We start from the raw sequence: 15,899 nt of genomic DNA on the forward strand, positions 1-15,899 counted from the left end.
GCAGCTCGTTCTCAGGCAGTCAGACGAAGCGGTTCTTTGGTGTCGAGGCCCCGGCGGGGAGCCCTGGCGAAGGTCACGATCTTGGCCGGCTGCTCGACGGTCTCGGTGCCGCCGAGCGGCAGCCGCACCGAAACCCGGGTGCCGACGCCCGGCGCGCTCTCGACGCTCAGCCGTCCGCCATGCAGCCCGACGAGCCCGCGCACGACCGAGAGACCGAGGCCCGTCCCCTCATGGGAACGGTCGTAGGAGCCCTTGGCCTGGAAGAAGGGATCACCCAATCGCGGCAGATCGGCGGCAGCGATGCCGATGCCGGTGTCGGAGACGGAGAGGTCGATGACATCGCCATCGCGAACGACGGCGAGGGTGACGCGGCCGCCTGCCGGGGTGAACTTGATCGCGTTGGACAGGAGGTTGAGGACGACCTGCTTGAGCGCGCGCCGGTCCCCCTCGACCTGCGGCAATGCCGGTCCAAGCACATGTTCGAGCGCGATGCCGCCGGTCTCGGCGCGCAACGCCATCAGCGCACAGCAATCCTTTGCGAGTGCCGCGACATCGAGCGGATCACGCTCGATCGACATCGCGCCGCTCTCGATCTTCGAGATGTCGAGCAGGGTGTTGACGACATCGAGGAGATGATTGCCCGAAGCGTGGATGATTCCGGCGTACTCGGCCCGCTTCGCGACGTCGAGCCGGCCGGCTTCGTCCATGCTGAGCATTTCGGAGAAGCCGATAATGGCGTTGAGCGGTGTGCGCAGTTCGTGGCTGACCGTGGCCAGGAAGCGGGCCTTGATGTCGTTGGCCTTCAGCGCCTCGGCATGGCCGCGGGCAAGCTCCTCGTCCTGCGCCCGGCGCTCGGTGACGTCACGCATCACGCAGACGACGGTGGCGCCCTTGCGGTCCTGGGCACCCTCGACGCGATGGGCCTGCATTTCGAGCCAGCGCGAGACCGGCACCCGCCCCTGACCGCTCTCCTCGAGTGGCACGAACAAGGTACGGAAGCAGGCACTGACACCCGTATCGCCATGGGCGGCGTCGCTCAGCGCCTTCAGGAAGAGTGGCCTATCGGCGATATGCACGCGCTCGAACAGACCACGCCCCATCAGGTCGCGCGGCTCGGCGCCGGCCAGCGTGCGCGCCGCCGCATTGGCGAAGACGACCGCGCCATCCGCATCATGCCAGGTCACCAGATCGCCGACATGGTCGAGAAGCGCCCGCGTGCGTTCGTCCGAGGCGCGGTATTCGCCAAGTTCGGCGTCGCGCCGGCGCAGCATCAGCGCCGTGACGACGAGCGCCTGCACCAGCGCGCCGACGACGAGCAGCGGCATGGCCTGCTGCATCCAGGCGGCGGGAGCGGCAAAGGCTCCGACCTCGCCGCCGACGACCACCGCCAGGAGCGCAGTCACCGCGACCACGCCGGCACGAAACACGAATTTGCGCCCGCCGAAGCTCGCAGCCTCCACGGGAACGATGGCGAGCCCGGCAAGGAGCGGCGAACTCGCGCCGCCCGTCACCGCCGCCAGGCTGACGACGAAGAGGGATAGCGCAGCGGCGGAGACGGCATGCGCAATATCGAGCCGCCCGCTGCGGGAGAGAATGAAGACGGCAAGCAGCGGCAGGGCCGCGGCCACGACCATCGCAGCCTCGAAGGCGCCGAGCGCACCGCGCCAGGCGAGATAGGCCGGGGCGAGCCCCAGGGCGAAAGCACCGACGAGCAACCGCGACAGGATGAAGCGCTCATGGCGCCCCCTCTCGCAGGAGTCGGCCCGCACCGATGCATGCACCAGTGCCGCCGCCTGTGTCCGCAGTGCTGCCATCGCCATCAAAAACGCAACGCCTAACTCTCGCGGACCGACATGCCCGCTCCCCGCTATCTCGCCACGGGGAATTTAAGCGGGGCTTAAGGCGGCAAGCCTTCGGGAGCGCCGGCCCATCAGGAATTCGCATTTTACACAAATGAATCATAAACTTACGCGCATTCTCCCGACTTTTTCAGGTCCTGGGGCAGTTCGCAGCAGGGTGAACGGAAGCTGAAGATCGCCTCAGGCATTCGACTCGTATTTGAGCAATTGAAATGACGCGATTTTTCGAGATCGCCGGCTAGGGTCTTCCTCGCGGCCCCGAACCGCGATGGAGATCAAGATGGCTTACTTCCTGCGCAAGGTCGCGATTATTGGCCTGATCGCGATGAACTCGCCGGTTCATGGCGGCAAGCCCGCCGAAGCCGAGCTGCCGCAGGCCGTCAAGCAGGCCGTGAACGCCGTGAAGGTCATCCAGGCCGAACCGCGTGCCGCCACAGGCAGCCTGACCGCGGCGCGTGAGGCGGCCCAGATCCTGGCGGGGCTTGATCCGGAAACGCGCGGACGCGTCCTCAATGCCGTCGCCTCGGTCGCAACAACTCGGCCCGCGCAGCGTTGAATGCTTGACGCAGACCCGCAAGCCGCGGGAAGAGAGCGCGCCGGCCCCGCATGAGGCGAAGGGCGGCCAGGCAGGACATGACCACCACTCTCGACGAGATCGTCGCCAATTTCGAGCTGCTCGACGAATGGGACGATCGCTATCGCTACCTGATCGAGCTCGGCAAGAGCCTCGAGCCGCTGCCGGAAGAGGCGCATAACGACGCCAACAAGGTGCGCGGCTGCGCCAGCCAGGTCTGGCTCGACATGCACAGCGAAGACGGCCCGGGCCCGCAGACGCGCCTGCATTTCCGCGGCGACAGCGACGCTCACATCGTCCGCGGGCTGGTCGCGCTCGCGCTCGCGATCTTTTCGGGCCGGAAGGCCGAGGAAATCCTCGCGACGGACGCCTTCGCCATCTACGAGAAGCTCGGCCTCGCCGCACATCTCACGCCGCAGCGCTCCAACGGCGTGCGCGCCATGATCGAGCGGATCAAGAACGACGCCCGCGCCGCCGCGGCGTGAGGTTTCCGACCTTTCACTCCCCGTTACCTAGGGTTCGACCGCGGGCTGGATCTCAGGTCTCGCTCCGGGCGCCTGCCATCCCCTGAGGCCGGACGGTTTGCCGCCGCGATCCGTCCCGTAATGAGAGGCCAGCGTTGCCAGCGCGACGCGGAGCACCACCTTGGCCGAGCGGGCCGGCCAGCGCCTCTCGCGCTCGATCAGATCGAGCCCCTTGAGGAAGCCGCAGACATCGATGGCCAGGCCGGAGAGCTCGGGCCCGAGCTGCTCGCAAGCGCGCCGGACCCGCTGACGGGCCGCGATGGCGGCGTCGGAGGCGCCGGCGGGATCGCGCGGGCCAGGGCCGCGCTCGTCCGGAGTCAATGCCGCATCCCAGTTCATCGTCGTGCGCGGCAGCATCCCGGCGCGGGTGAGATCCGCCCGGAAACGCTCGCCGGCGGCGAATTCGGCATCGTCGATCTGCGGCTTGCCGTCCTTGCCGGGACGACGGTGAAGCCAGAGCAACGGGCTTTCGCGATCGTCGAACCTTGCGGCCTGTTTCGGCGGCGTATCGGCTGGCGAGGTCACGGGATCGGCCTGCGTAGCGGCCCGGTCCGCCAGGACGAGGCGCGTACGCCTGCCCTCGGCCCGCCAGACGGCCACCCCCTCCCCAACGAGCGCGGCCGCGGCCTGCGCGGTGACATAGCCGGCCCCGAGGCTGGCGCCGCCACGCTCGCGATACAAGGCGATCCGGCCGCATCCGAGCGGTGAGACAACGCCATAGGCGCCGGGCTCGGCGAGGTGATTCAGCAGCCGGATGCGATCGCGGCGTTCGCTCTCCCCGGTCATCAGACTGCCTCCCCCGGCTCGAGCGACAGGCTTGAGCGGGCAGCGAGAAGCGCTGCTTCAAGCGCACTCAACCCCAACTCGCAACGCGGATCGTCGCGACTATCCTCCACCAAGGCGCAGGCATGGCGCACCGTCGTCCGGTCGCGGCCGAAGCAGATGCCAACACGTGTGAGGCTGAGCCCGAAGGTCACGTGAGCGAGATACATCGCCCGTTGACGTGCGGCGGCGATCTGCTGCCGGCCGCGGTTGGTGGTCCTCAGCTTTCGCGCTGGAATTTTTGCCGCGGCAGCGATGACCGCTTCCGCAAGCCTCGCCCCGGCAGCCTCCTGCAAGACGATGTCAGAGCCGACGTCGATATTGTTCATGATACGTTCCCATTCCCGGACGCGACGCTCTCCAGCCCGAGCTCAAGGACATAGGATTATATTCTTAGATCAGGCTTGGCAAGCCCGGCGCCAGAGTTATCCCCGCGCAGTCCCCGGGAACGCGGCCATGAAAAAAGCCGCCGGAAATCCGGCGGCTTTTTCCTCTGCAGAAAGCTGCGTCGTCGCGCTTGTCAGCGACGCTTGCGGCGCTGCTGGCCCAGACCCATCTTCTTCGCAAGCTGCGAACGGGCCTCGGCATAGTTCGGCGCGACCATCGGATAGTCGGGCGGCAGGCCCCACTTCTCACGATACTGCTCCGGCGACATATTGTATTGCGTGCGCAGGTGACGCTTCAGCGACTTGAACTTCTTTCCGTCCTCGAGACAGACCAGATAATCGGCAGTAATCGACTTCTTCACCGGGATCGCCGGCTTCGGAGCCTCAACCGGAATCACAGGCGCTGCGCCGCCGATGACACGATTCAGCGCGGAATGAACCTCGCTGATCAGAGCCGGCAAGTCGGACGCAGGAACAGAATTGTTGGAAACGTAGGCAGAAACGATATCTGCCGTCAGTTCGATGAAGTCCGCTCCCTCGGTATCGGCCATAGTTATGTCGCTCCTTATCGTTCTTGCTGTGCTTTCGCCGGCCGCCCGTCTATGAGCACCCGACCCCTCTGGCCAACCTTGTCAATAGTGGCAACCACCATCGACATCAGAATCATCGACCCGTTCTATCGCGTTCAGCCTGTAATGGATACTGCTTAGTCATGCAAGTGAACAATTCGATCGAACAAGAATATTCCGCAGCAATATTCAACATCAAACATGACTGCGAATTCCAAGGCGCGCCAAGGTAAATCCGCAGGCAACCGGCGCGTCTTGTCAGGGTAGCGGCAGCCCTCTACCTCTCGGACATCCGCCACGGAGTACTCCTTATGCGCCCTGCCCCCGGCCGTCGCGATCAGAGCGGCACATCGCGTCGATCCAGCCGCCTGCCGGCACCGCCCCGGGCGGCCGTCCGGACGAAGGAGAGCGTCGTCCATGGCGTTATCCTGCGTGACGACTATGACTGGCTGCGCGCCCCGAACTGGAAGGAAGTTCTGCGCGAGCCGGATGCGCTGCCCACCGACATCCGGGCCTATCTGGACGCGGAGAATGCCTACTGCAAGGCGCTGATGGCCTCGACCCGCGGCCTCCAGCGCGATCTCGTCAAGGAGATGCGTGGACGAATCAAGGAAGACGATTCCAGCGTCCCGCAGCCGGATGGCGCCTGGCTTTATTATTCGCGTTACCGCAAGGGCGCCGAGCATCCGCTGATCTGCCGTCGTCCTCGCGACGGGCAGGACAGCGGCAAGGGAAAAGGCCGCGAGCGGATCATGCTCGACGCCGACGCCCTGGCCGAGGGGAAGGATTTCTTCGACCTCGGCGACACCGCCCACAGTCCCAATCACCGTCTTCTCGCCTGGAGCGCGGACGAGGCTGGATCGGAGCTGCACAAGATCCGCGTCCGCGATCTCGAAACCGGTGAAGATCTCGCCGACGAGGTTAACGACACGACCGGCGAGATCGTCTGGGCGAGCGATTCCCGCTCCTTCTTCTATGTCGCGCTCGATGCCGATCACCGGCCGTCACGCGTGCTGCGCCACCGCCTCGGCACCACGACCGAGACGGACGAGCTGCTGCATGACGAAGCCGATGCCGGGATGTTCGTCGATATCGACAAGACCCAGTCCGGCCGCTTCCTGCTGATCTCGATCAGCGACCACGAGACCTCCGAGATCCGGCTGCTCGACCTCAATGCCGCAGGGGCCACGCTTCAGCTCCTGGCCGCACGCCAGCCCGGGCGCCAATACAGCGTCGAGCATCATGCCGGCGACTTCCTGATCCTGACCAATGCCGAAGGGGCGGAAGACTTCAAGATCGTGACGGCTCCGCTCGACGATCCGGCTCCGGAGCGATGGCGCGACCTCGTTCCCCACAAGCAGGGCCGGCTGATCCTCGACCATGTCTGCCTCAAGGGCCGGCTGATCCGACTGGAGCGCGAAGAAGGCCTGCCACGCATTGTGATCCGTGATCTCGCGAGCGGCACGGAAAGCAGTATCGCCTTCGACGAGGAGGCCTATGGGCTCGGCATGGATGCCGGCTACGAGTTCGACACGAACACGCTGCGTTTCCTCTACGCCTCGATGGCGCGTCCGACCGAAACCTATGATTACGACCTCGCGACCGGCGCGCGCACCTTGTTGAAGCGGCAGGAGGTGCCGTCCGGCCATGACCCCGCCGCCTACAAGGTCCGGCGCATCTTCGCCACCGCGAAGGACGGCGAGCGCGTGCCGATCTCGATCCTGCATCGGGCCGATCTGAAACTCGACGGCAGCGCGCCCTGCCTGCTCTACGGCTACGGCTCGTATGGCTCCGCGATGTCGGCCGCTTTTCGGACACGGCCGCTCAGCCTGGTCGACCGCGGCTTCGTCTATGCCATCGCCCATATTCGCGGCGGCACCGACAAGGGCTGGCGCTGGTATCTCGACGGCAAGCGTGAAAAGAAGCGCAACAGCTTCACCGACTTCATCGCTGCCGCGGAAGCACTTGCCGATGCGGGCTTCACCAGCCGTGGACGGATCGTCGCGGAGGGCGGCAGCGCGGGCGGCATGCTGATGGGCGCGGTCGCCAACATGGCGCCGGAACTGTTCGCCGGCATCGTCGCCGAGGTGCCCTTCGTCGACGTGCTCAACACCATCCTCGACGACACCTTGCCGCTGACGCCGCCGGAATGGCCCGAATGGGGCGACCCGATCCGCGACGTCAAAGCCTTCGAGACGATCCGCAGCTACTCGCCTTACGACAACGTCACGGCGCAGGACTATCCGCCGATCCTGGCGATGGGCGGCCTGACCGATCCGCGCGTGACCTATTGGGAGCCGGCGAAGTGGGTGGCGCGGCTGCGCGCGACCATGACCGGCGGCGGGCCGATCCTGCTCCATACCAATATGGAAGCGGGCCACGGCGGCGCGGCCGGACGCTTCGATTCCCTGAAGGAGACGGCGCTGGCCTACGCCTTTGCGGTCAAGGCCGTGAGCGAAGGCTGGCCGGCGGCAAAGACAGGTATATAAGCTTGAGACTCGGCGTCAGGCGCCGAGCCGGCTCTTCTCGCTGGCGAGATAGACCTTAAGCTCGTCCATCGAAGCGAAGCTGTACTCGCCGTCAGGCGTGCGGGCGCGGATCGAACCATCGGCATAGATGGTGAAATGGGTCTCGCCCACCTGATAGGCGCCGACGATGCCCTCCTCCGAGGCTGCCGGCTCCTGCGCTGCGGGCTGGGGTGCGGCGGGAGCAGCCGCCTCTGTCAGCTCGTCATCCTGCGCCTCTTCCGGCTCGTCCCGTTCGGCCTCGCCTACGGGCGCGGCCTCGTCTGCAGCATCATTGAGGCTTTCCTCGTGAGCTGCCCCTTCATGCAAGGGCTCCGGCTCCTCCGGCTCGGCAGCAGCAATGTCCTGCGGTCCCGTGCGCGGCGGCCAGACCGGCACCGGCGGCTCCTTCGCAGCTTCGAAGGCAGCGGGCGGCGCGTCGAATGACGGCTCCCGGCGCTCGTTCGAGGGCACAATCCAGGCCTCCGCCTCGGCGAAGGGATCCTCCTCGGATGCCAGCGAAGGCTCGATGCGGCCCGCGGGGCGATGCAACCCGCCCAGCTGGTTGGTCAGGCTCTCGCGCAGCGCCGCAAACTCGTCTCGCTCGGCGCTCCCCTTGGCAGAGGGCTGTTCTTCCGTGTCTATCGCATCGTGTTCGAAGTGGACTTCGTCGGAATCGACATCCGGCGCGGCCGGCTCCGCCTCTTCGTCGCGGTGGACGGGAGCTTCGTGCTGATCCGCCGCGTGCGTCCTGGCAGCGACGATCTCGGCCGGATCATGGCTTTCCTCGTCGCCTGCAACCGTATGGTCGGGTGCCTCCGCAACCGTCTCGACCATCTCCGTGTCGAACATGTCCGCCACGGCCTCGTCGCGTGCGGGCTCGAGCGGCTCGTCCCGATGCTCCTTGTCCTCCTCGGGCGGGACAAGTTGGTCGGCGACGAGAGCTCCAAAGAGATCCCGCCCGAGCGTGTCGGAATCCGCATGGGCGGGCTCGGATTTCTCCGCAGCCGTCACCGCTATCGCAGCAGCGCCAATGCCGATGGCGCCGGCGCCGACAGCCGCAGCTCCAACCGGCCAGGACGCGGGTGCCTCGCCCACCGATCCCGTCTCACGCGGCACGGCAGACACGGCTGGGGTAACCACCTCGATCGGAGCCGGGTTGGACGCGCGCGCCTCGGCGGCCTCCGCCAACTCTGTCCTGAGCGTCTTGATCTGCTTCAGGACCCAGGCGAGCGACAGCATGATGAGACCGCCCGTCGCGGCGATCGAGCCGATGATGACCTCGGTGAAGCCACGCTCCAGCACCAGGTAGGGCCAGCCATCATAGATGGCATAGAGACCACCACCGAAAAGCACGAGGCCGAGAAGAGAGAAAATCGCGATCAATGCGGCATCCTTGATGCAGGCCTGCGTCGCCCCGCAAGCGGGCGTGTGCGTGCCAATATCTAACGTATTGAATAAGAGAGAGTTTCCAATGACCCCAGGCTTAAGGAGAGGAATCTGGCCCGATTATGGCCGCCTGTCGAGGAGACATGGGCTTTTCGCAGTCTTGGCGGTTGTCGAGGCGCGCGCGGACGCTTAACTATCCAGGCGGAGCGGCCGGGTTGTCATGGCCCCGCCTCCGAATGGCAAGCCATTCTGATTCAAGCCATTTCACAGCCCAAGGAGAGGCCTAATGTCCTTTACTCTTCCTGACCTTCCCTATGCTCATGACGCGCTCCAGCCCTTCATGTCGAAAGAGACGCTGGAATACCATCACGACAAGCATCACCTTGCCTATGTCAACAACCTGAACAATGCGATCAAGGGGACGGAATTCGAGGGCAAGCCGCTCGAGGAGATCGTCAAGGCCTCCTTCGGGAAGAACGCGGCGATCTTCAACAATGCCGGCCAGAACTACAACCACAACCATTTCTGGAAGTGGATGAAGCCGAATGGCGGCGGCAAGATCCCGGGCTCGCTCGAGAAGGCGATCGTCGACTCGTTCGGGTCGGTCGACAAGTTCAAGGAAGACTTCACCGCCGCCGGCGTCGGCCAGTTCGGCTCGGGCTGGGCCTGGCTCGAGGTCAAGGGCGGCAAGCTCGCCGTCAGCAAGACCCCGAACGGTGAGAACCCGCTGGTCCATGGCGGCACGCCGGTCCTCGGCGTCGACGTCTGGGAGCACTCCTACTACATCGACTATCGCAACCGCCGCCCCGACTACCTCAAGGCCTTCCTCGAGAGCCTGGTGAACTGGGAGTATGTGGCGGAGCTGTACGAGAAAGCCGCCAAGGGCTGATCTCGCCGATCGGAATCGAAACGGGGCCTTACGGCCCCGTTTTTTTGTGCGGAGTCGCCATCGCTTCAGACGGCGACGCTGCGCAGGAACTGATCCACCGTCGAATCGAGGCGCTGCGCCTGGGCCGCCACTTCGCCGGCCGCGCTGCGAACCTGCTCCGCCGAGCGGCCGGTCTCCTCGACGCTGTCGGCGAGCACGCTAAGGTCGCTCGACACGGACAAGGCCGACGAGCTCGCCATGGCGACACCGCTGGCGATCTCGCCGGTTGCAAGCGCTTGCTGCTCGATCGAGACGGCGACCGAATTGGCGAAGGTCTCGATCGCGTTCATCCGCACCGCGATGTTCTGGATCGCGCCGACGACCTGCCCCGTCGCCCCCTGAATGGCAGCAACCTGCGAGACGATACGGTCCGTCGCGTCGGCCGTCTGCGCGGCAAGCGACTTGACCTCGGAGGCGACGACCGCGAAGCCGCGCCCGGCCTCGCCGGCCCGTGCGGCCTCGATGGTGGCATTGAGCGCCAGAAGGTTGGTCTGCGCCGCGATGTCGCGAATGAGGTTCACCACCTCACCAATGGCTCGCGCCGTCTCGTCCAGCTCCTGGACCGAGCCGGCGGTATCGCGCGAGGCTGAAGCTGCCTCGACGATCTCGGTCCGGACGCGCCGGACCTGGAACTCGACCTCGCGGATCGCCGCCCCCATCTCCTCGGCCGCCTGAGCTGCACTCTCGACATTGCCGGAGGCGTCATGCGCGTTGTCGGCGGCGCGAGCGGCACGCTCGGAGGATTCCGCGGCGACGCGCGCCAGCCCGCCGGAGGCCTCCTGCATCTGGTCGGCATTGCTCTTGAAGGCTTCGAGCGCCATGCCGACCTCGTTGCGGAACATCGCGATGGCGCCGTCGACATTCTGCTGCCGGACCCGGCGTTCGGATTCGGACAGGTTCTGCTTCTCCTCCAGCGCGGCCCGTTCGGCCAGCCTGATCTTGAGCACGCCGAGCGCACGGGCGATGGCGCCGATCTCGTCGCGACGCTCCAGGGCATCGATCGGCGTGTCGAGATTGCCGTCGGAGATGCTGACGATGGCATTGGTCATGCCCCGCAGCGGCCGCATCGTACGCGACAGCGAGACCCAGAGCAGCGGCCCCAGCACGACGAGGACCGCCAGCCCGAGGCCGATGATGACGAACTGCTCCCAGGCGGCCCTCGCAACGAGCCGGGTCTTGTCGAAACGGGCGGCGACATAGCCGATCTGCTTGCCGGAAATGCGCACCGGCTGGATCTTGGTGATGCTGGCTCCGTCCTCGATTTCGATGGGACCGCCATCCAGAAGCTTCTTCCAGGGCTCCTGACCGATCGCCTGGGTCAGCACGCGCGGCGTGAGAGAGAGCCGGGCTTCCTCGCTGCGCCCGGCCGAGGCCAGCGAGACCAGATCATCGGCCACGATGGCCGCGTCGAAATCGGGATCGCGCCGCAGCGATTCCAGGATATTGGCCAGGATCAGATTGTCGCGCGACAGGATCGGCGAGGGCGCGGCGTTCGCGACCATCAGGGTGAGCGCGGTCGCCTTCTGGTCGAGATCGGCACGCGTGCGGCTGTCATTATAGCGCGCCACGGCCATCACGACGAAGATGATGGCGGCAGCGACGATGATCACGGCTGCCAGCGCGATCTGCCGGCTCAGGGAGCTCGGACCCTTCATCCGGGCTTCCGCCCGCTTGTCGCCAGCCGCCCCGGCCGCCCGCATCAACCATGCCATCGAGCGACTGCCCTTCGAACTCGGCGCGATCCCTCGACGAACGGCGCCCCACCACCCCCGCAAGAATGCGCGCGGCGGGTAAATAAATCGCTTGCAGCCGCGCGCGGCGGCCGCTCCTAGGCGGCAAGCTGCAGAAATCTCCGCAGCGGCAGGTCGCGCGGCGGCACAAAAGCGGCGATTGCCGCATGTTCGACGGGCCGGGTGGCGACGACCGGGTCGAGGCGGATCAGCTCGTCGTCGACAAATCCCGGATGGCACATCACCAGATGCGCCGGTCCGGGCGAAAGCAGGAAGCGGTCGAGATCGGCCCCGAAATCGCGCGCCGGATCGAAGGGAGCCACTCCGGAGAAGCCGCGATTGACTCGCAACTGCCGGCGCAGCGCGGCCGAGCGGAAGCCGCTCGCGAGCCCGGCGATGACCAACGCCTTGCCAACGGCGACGCCACGCCGACGGATCGCGGAAACCCTGTCGGCCGGATCGCGCACATAGACCGATCCCGCCGGATAGCGCCGTGCCAGCATCTCGAGCACCGCACGCCGCACGCCCGGCAGCACGTGGACATGCTGATGTCCGTCGACGAAATCCGGCGGCCGCCCCATCGCGTCCTCGAAGGCGTCCAGCTGGCGGCCGAACTCTCCGGCGATCTCGCGCCGAACGGTCGCGGACGCCGCCGCGGCCCGGGCCACCACTCCCAAGGCGGGGAATTCGCCACCAGGCGCAAGTCGCGGCAACGCGCCGAGCGGCGCAGCGCAGGTCAGGTTGAAATGCAGGCCGAGATCGGCGTGCTCCGCAAAAACGCCGAGTTCCGGTGCCAGTCTGGGCCAATGCGGCCGATTGGTCATCGCACCCGTGGCGGAGAGCTTGCCGCGCCCGAGAAGCTCCAGGATCGAGCGGCTGACACCTTCCGTCATGGCGAAATCGTCGGCGCAGAGGACGAAGCCGTTCGCCATGATGTTCGGTGTCCCTCTTCAGCCGCAGAAAGTCGTTACGCGACGGGCTTGTCGGCCGGCAAGCTTTACGGTTCTGTGCGTCGCGCGTCACCCTGTCGGCGGCGCCTTTCGAAAGGTCCTTCGTGTCGGACATCGCGTCCCAACCGGCCCAGCGTACGCCCCGGGCCTCCCGCTGGCCGGAGCTTTCCGTCGTCGTGCCCGTGCATAACGAGGCGGACAATCTGCGCCCGCTGGTCGAGCGGCTGCGGAACGTCCTGGCCAGCGAGGTCGCCTCGTGGGAAATCGTCTTCGTCGACGACGGCAGCCGCGACGACACGCTCAAGACCATCCGGGACCTCAACGCCGCCGATCCGCGGATCAGCGCCGTCTCCTTCAGCCGCAATTTCGGCAAGGAGATCGCGATCGCGGCCGGGCTCGACCATGCCTATGGCGATGCGGTCGTCATCATGGACGCCGATCTGCAGCATCCGCCGGAGGTCATCCCGGCCTTTCTGACGAAATGGCGCGAAGGCTATCTCAACGTCTACGGCCAGCGGACCGACCGCTCGGGCGAGAGTCCACTGAAGCGCAATTTCGCCAAGGCTTTCTACCGCATCTTCTCGCAATTCGGCGAAACCGACCTCCCGGAAGGAGCCGGCGATTTCCGCCTGCTCGACCGCAAGGCCGTCGATGCGCTGCGCGCCCTGCCGGAGCGGGCCCGCTTCTCGAAAGGGCTCTATGCCTGGGTCGGTTTCCGCTCCATCGGCGTGCCGTTCGAGGTCGCCGAGCGCGAACACGGCCAGTCGAAATTCCGCTATCGCAAGCTGTTTTCCTTCGCCTTCGACGGGCTTTCCTCCTTCTCGACCGTGCCGCTGAAGATCGCGACCTGGTCCGGCGCGATCATCGCCTGCATCGCGACATTGTCGGCGTTCTACTTCCTGCTCCGCACGCTGTTCTACGGCACGGACCTGCCCGGCTTCCCCTCGCTGATCGTCTCGATCATGTTCTTCTCCGGCATCCAGCTCGTCTCGCTGGGCATGATCGGCGAATATGTCGGGCGAATCTTCGCCGAGGTGAAGCGCCGGCCGCTCTACCTCATCGGCGAGCGCGTCGGCTTCGAGGCGCGCACCGTCGACCACCCACGCGGCGACGCCCTGCCGCCGCTGATCCGCTAGGCTTTCATGCTCAGAAACATCCTGTCGGTCGGCGGCTATACGCTGATCTCGCGCCTCACCGGCTTCGCGCGCGATATCATGCTCGCCGCCGTGCTCGGCGCCGGCGCGACGATGGACGCCTTCTCGGTGGCGTTGCGCCTGCCGAATCATTTCCGCGCCATCTTCGGCGAAGGCGCCTTCAACCAAGCCTATGTGCCGGCCTACGCCCATGTCGCCGAAAAGCAGGGGCAGGAGGTCGCGAATCTCTTCGCCGACCGGCTCTTCACCGTGCTGTTCCTGATCCAGGTCGTGCTGCTTGCCCTGGCGCTGCCGCTGATGCCCCAGTTGGTGACGCTGCTCGCGCCCGGCTTCAAGGAGGATCCGGCAGTCTTCGCGCTGGCGGTTTCGCTGACGCGCATCACCTTCCCCTACCTCCTCTTCGTCACGATGGTGACCTTCCTCGGCGCGACGCTGAATGCGGTCGACCGCTTCGCCGCCTTCGCTGCGGCGCCGATCCTGCTGAATGTCGGGATGATGGCGGCGCTGTCCGTCTCCTTCCTCTTCCCGAGCGCGGCCTATGCCGCTGCCTGGGGCGTCTCGATCTCGGGACTGGCGCAATGGCTCCTGCTCTATGTCGCCGCGCGGCGCGCCCGCGTCTCGAGCAAGCTGGTGCGGCCGCATATGGACGCTGGCGTCCGCCGCTTCCTCAAGGCCTTCGGGCCGGCGGTGATCGGCTCGGCTGGCGTCCAGATCGCGATCTTCGCCGACACGATCATCGCCTCCCTGCTGCCGCGCGGCGCTTATTCGGCGCTTTACTACGCGGAGCGCCTCTACCAGCTTCCGATCGGCCTGATCGGCATCGCCGTCGGCACGGTCGCGCTCTCGGCAATGAGCCGGTCGATCGCGCGCGGCGATGAGGCTGCCGCCAACCGGGCGCAGAACCGTGCGCTTGCCATCGCCTTCGTCGCCAGCGCGCCCTTCGTCGCCGCCTTCATCGCGGTACCCGAGCTGATCGTCGCGGGGCTGTTCCAACGCGGCGCCTTCGATGCCCAGGCCAGCCTGGCCTCCGGCACCGTGCTCTTCGCCTATGCGCTAGGCCTCCCGGCGATCGTGATGATGCGCTCGCAAATCTCTGCCTTCCAGGCGCGCGGGGACACCACCACGCCCATGCTGGTCGCGCTTGGCGCCATCGCCTGCAACCTGGCGCTCAAGCTCCTGCTCTGGCGGGACTGGGGCGCGCCGGGCCTGGCGCTGGCGACCGCGGCGGGCGCCTGGATCAACCTGCTGACGCTGTTCGTCCTCGGCCTGAAGCGCGGCTGGACCACGCCCGACCCGCGCCTGCCCGGCTTCTTCGCCATCGTCGGCTTCGCGGCGGCTGTAGCGGGGCTGTCCGCATGGTGGTTCGCACCGCTCGCCTTGCGCCTGACGTCCGCCCTGCCCTTCCAGCCGCTGCTCCTGGGCGTACTGACGCTGTCGATGGCGGCGGGAGTGCTCTATGCGGGCATCGCCGGCATCGGCCTGAAGGCGACCGGGCTGTTCAGGCTGGTGCGCTGAACTTCAACCGAGGAAGCGCCCTGCCCTGCCGAGCAGCGCAGCGGCTTCACCGACCATGCGCTCGACGATCTCGGCGGCAGCGGGCACATCGGCGATCAACCCCGCTGCCTCGCCGAAGATCACGGCCGCCTTGTCGGGATCGCCGGCCATGAAGGCCTCGCGATAGGCGGGGGCCTCGGTGGCGATGGCCGCTTTCAAGTCGTGGTCACGCCCGGCCCATGCTGCGATGAAGGCGTTGTTCGCGACGCGAATGTCGAAGGGCTTCGGCCAGTCGAGCTGGCGGGCGATGTCGGGCAATGAGGAGCGCACCGTCTGGTCGCCGGTCGCAGTAATGGCCGCGGCGTGGTGGCGCTGATGCACCAGCGCCTCGCGGCTCGCCCAGAACCGGGTCCCGACGAGGACACCGTCAGCGCCGAGCATCAGAGCGGCGGCGAGCCCACGCCCGTCAGCGATGCCGCCAGCGGCGAGAAGCAGCGTATCGGGACTTTCACGGGCGATCAGATCGGCCGCTTCCGGCACGAAAGGTAACGTCGCTCGGCTGGCGCCGTGGCCGCCGGCTTCCGTGCCCTGCGCGACGACGATCGCGGCACTGGCCTCGAACGCCAGCCGGACATGGTCCAGTGTCTGGCACTGGCAGATCAGCGGCACGCCCGCCGCGGCGATCTCGGCGGCGAAGGGGCGCGGATCGGCGAAGGAGAGCATCAGCGCGGCGGGCTCATGCGCAAGCGCCTGCGTCAGAAGCTCTGGCTTCCTCGCCATCGACCAGGTGATGAAGCCGCAGCCGACTTGCGTGTTGCCGGCGGCAGCGAATTGCTCGTCGAGCCAGGCGGCGTCGCCATAGCCGCCGCCGATCAGACCCAGCCCACCCGCCCGCGTCACGGCGGCGGCAAGCGCCCCGCCGCTCGCCAGCGCCATCGGCGCCGACAAGATCGGATGGGCGATGCCGAGCCGCTCGGTCAGCCGCGTGGCGAGGCGCGCCATGGCCGGTCCCGCAG

14 protein-coding genes are annotated in these 15,899 nt (G+C 66.8%); 6 read left to right on the forward strand and 8 right to left on the reverse strand.

Features of this window, described 5'->3' with window-relative positions:
* Positions 1–11: 11 nt before the first annotated feature.
* A complete protein-coding gene (locus CE453_RS21525) occupies positions 12–1,820 on the reverse strand; it encodes a sensor histidine kinase (protein ID WP_089176424.1) in 1,809 nt (602 codons plus the stop codon).
* Positions 1,821–2,139: 319 nt separating this feature from the next.
* Between CE453_RS21525 and CE453_RS21530 the strand changes: the two genes are divergently transcribed.
* On the forward strand, positions 2,140–2,415 hold the full coding sequence (locus CE453_RS21530; RefSeq protein ID WP_157733140.1) for a hypothetical protein: 276 nt from the start codon (positions 2,140–2,142) through the stop codon (positions 2,413–2,415).
* Between the two features lie 77 nt (positions 2,416–2,492).
* Positions 2,493–2,918, forward strand: a complete 426-nt coding sequence (locus tag CE453_RS21535) for a SufE family protein (RefSeq protein ID WP_089176426.1) — start codon at positions 2,493–2,495, stop codon at positions 2,916–2,918.
* 27 nt (positions 2,919–2,945) lie between these two features.
* Here the strand turns inward: CE453_RS21535 and CE453_RS21540 are convergent, their stop codons facing one another.
* From CE453_RS21540 to CE453_RS21550, 3 genes are all read right to left on the reverse strand, one after another.
* Positions 2,946–3,743 (reverse strand): DUF6456 domain-containing protein, encoded by a 798-nt coding sequence (locus CE453_RS21540; protein ID WP_089176427.1) that lies wholly within the window; start codon positions 3,741–3,743, stop codon positions 2,946–2,948.
* Positions 3,743–4,108, reverse strand: coding sequence for a helix-turn-helix domain-containing protein (locus CE453_RS21545; RefSeq protein WP_089176428.1), 366 nt, complete (start codon positions 4,106–4,108; stop codon positions 3,743–3,745). The genes CE453_RS21540 and CE453_RS21545 overlap by 1 nt, the downstream gene beginning before the upstream one ends.
* Positions 4,109–4,299: 191 nt before the next feature.
* Entirely contained in the window at positions 4,300–4,716 is a 417-nt protein-coding gene (locus CE453_RS21550) for a Ros/MucR family transcriptional regulator (protein ID WP_089176429.1), read from the reverse strand.
* A 329-nt stretch (positions 4,717–5,045) separates the two neighbouring features.
* Between CE453_RS21550 and CE453_RS21555 the strand changes: the two genes are divergently transcribed.
* On the forward strand, positions 5,046–7,223 hold the full coding sequence (locus tag CE453_RS21555; RefSeq protein WP_089176430.1) for a S9 family peptidase: 2,178 nt from the start codon (positions 5,046–5,048) through the stop codon (positions 7,221–7,223).
* Positions 7,224–7,238: 15 nt separating this feature from the next.
* Here the strand turns inward: CE453_RS21555 and CE453_RS21560 are convergent, their stop codons facing one another.
* Positions 7,239–8,624 (reverse strand): hypothetical protein, encoded by a 1,386-nt coding sequence (locus CE453_RS21560; RefSeq protein WP_089176431.1) that lies wholly within the window; start codon positions 8,622–8,624, stop codon positions 7,239–7,241.
* A 289-nt stretch (positions 8,625–8,913) separates the two neighbouring features.
* Here CE453_RS21560 and CE453_RS21565 point away from each other — a divergent pair, with 289 nt between their 5' ends.
* Positions 8,914–9,516 carry a superoxide dismutase gene (locus CE453_RS21565; RefSeq protein ID WP_089176432.1) on the forward strand — a complete coding sequence of 201 codons (603 nt, stop codon included), beginning with the start codon at positions 8,914–8,916 and terminating at the stop codon, positions 9,514–9,516.
* A gap of 65 nt (positions 9,517–9,581) precedes the next feature.
* Here the strand turns inward: CE453_RS21565 and CE453_RS21570 are convergent, their stop codons facing one another.
* Complete coding sequence (locus tag CE453_RS21570) at positions 9,582–11,210, reverse strand: methyl-accepting chemotaxis protein (protein ID WP_210191860.1); 1,629 nt, start codon at positions 11,208–11,210, stop codon at positions 9,582–9,584.
* A gap of 173 nt (positions 11,211–11,383) precedes the next feature.
* A complete protein-coding gene (locus tag CE453_RS21575) occupies positions 11,384–12,217 on the reverse strand; it encodes a ChbG/HpnK family deacetylase (RefSeq protein ID WP_089176434.1) in 834 nt (277 codons plus the stop codon).
* A gap of 122 nt (positions 12,218–12,339) precedes the next feature.
* On the opposite strand from CE453_RS21575, the gene CE453_RS21580 reads away from it, so the two are divergent.
* Together CE453_RS21580 and murJ are read left to right on the forward strand one after the other, a co-directional pair.
* Positions 12,340–13,371: a glycosyltransferase family 2 protein gene (locus CE453_RS21580; RefSeq protein ID WP_248307828.1), complete on the forward strand. Its 1,032-nt coding sequence runs from the start codon at positions 12,340–12,342 to the stop codon at positions 13,369–13,371.
* Between the two features lie 6 nt (positions 13,372–13,377).
* On the forward strand, positions 13,378–14,904 hold the full coding sequence (murJ, locus tag CE453_RS21585) for a murein biosynthesis integral membrane protein MurJ (protein WP_089176435.1): 1,527 nt from the start codon (positions 13,378–13,380) through the stop codon (positions 14,902–14,904).
* Between the two features lie 3 nt (positions 14,905–14,907).
* Here murJ and CE453_RS21590 read toward each other — a convergent pair whose 3' ends face one another.
* Positions 14,908–15,885: an NAD(P)H-dependent flavin oxidoreductase gene (locus CE453_RS21590; RefSeq protein ID WP_089176436.1), complete on the reverse strand. Its 978-nt coding sequence runs from the start codon at positions 15,883–15,885 to the stop codon at positions 14,908–14,910.
* Positions 15,886–15,899 lie beyond the last annotated feature (14 nt).

Source organism: Bosea sp. AS-1, assembly GCF_002220095.1.
In the GTDB taxonomy this organism is placed as follows: Bacteria; Pseudomonadota; Alphaproteobacteria; order Rhizobiales; family Beijerinckiaceae; genus Allobosea.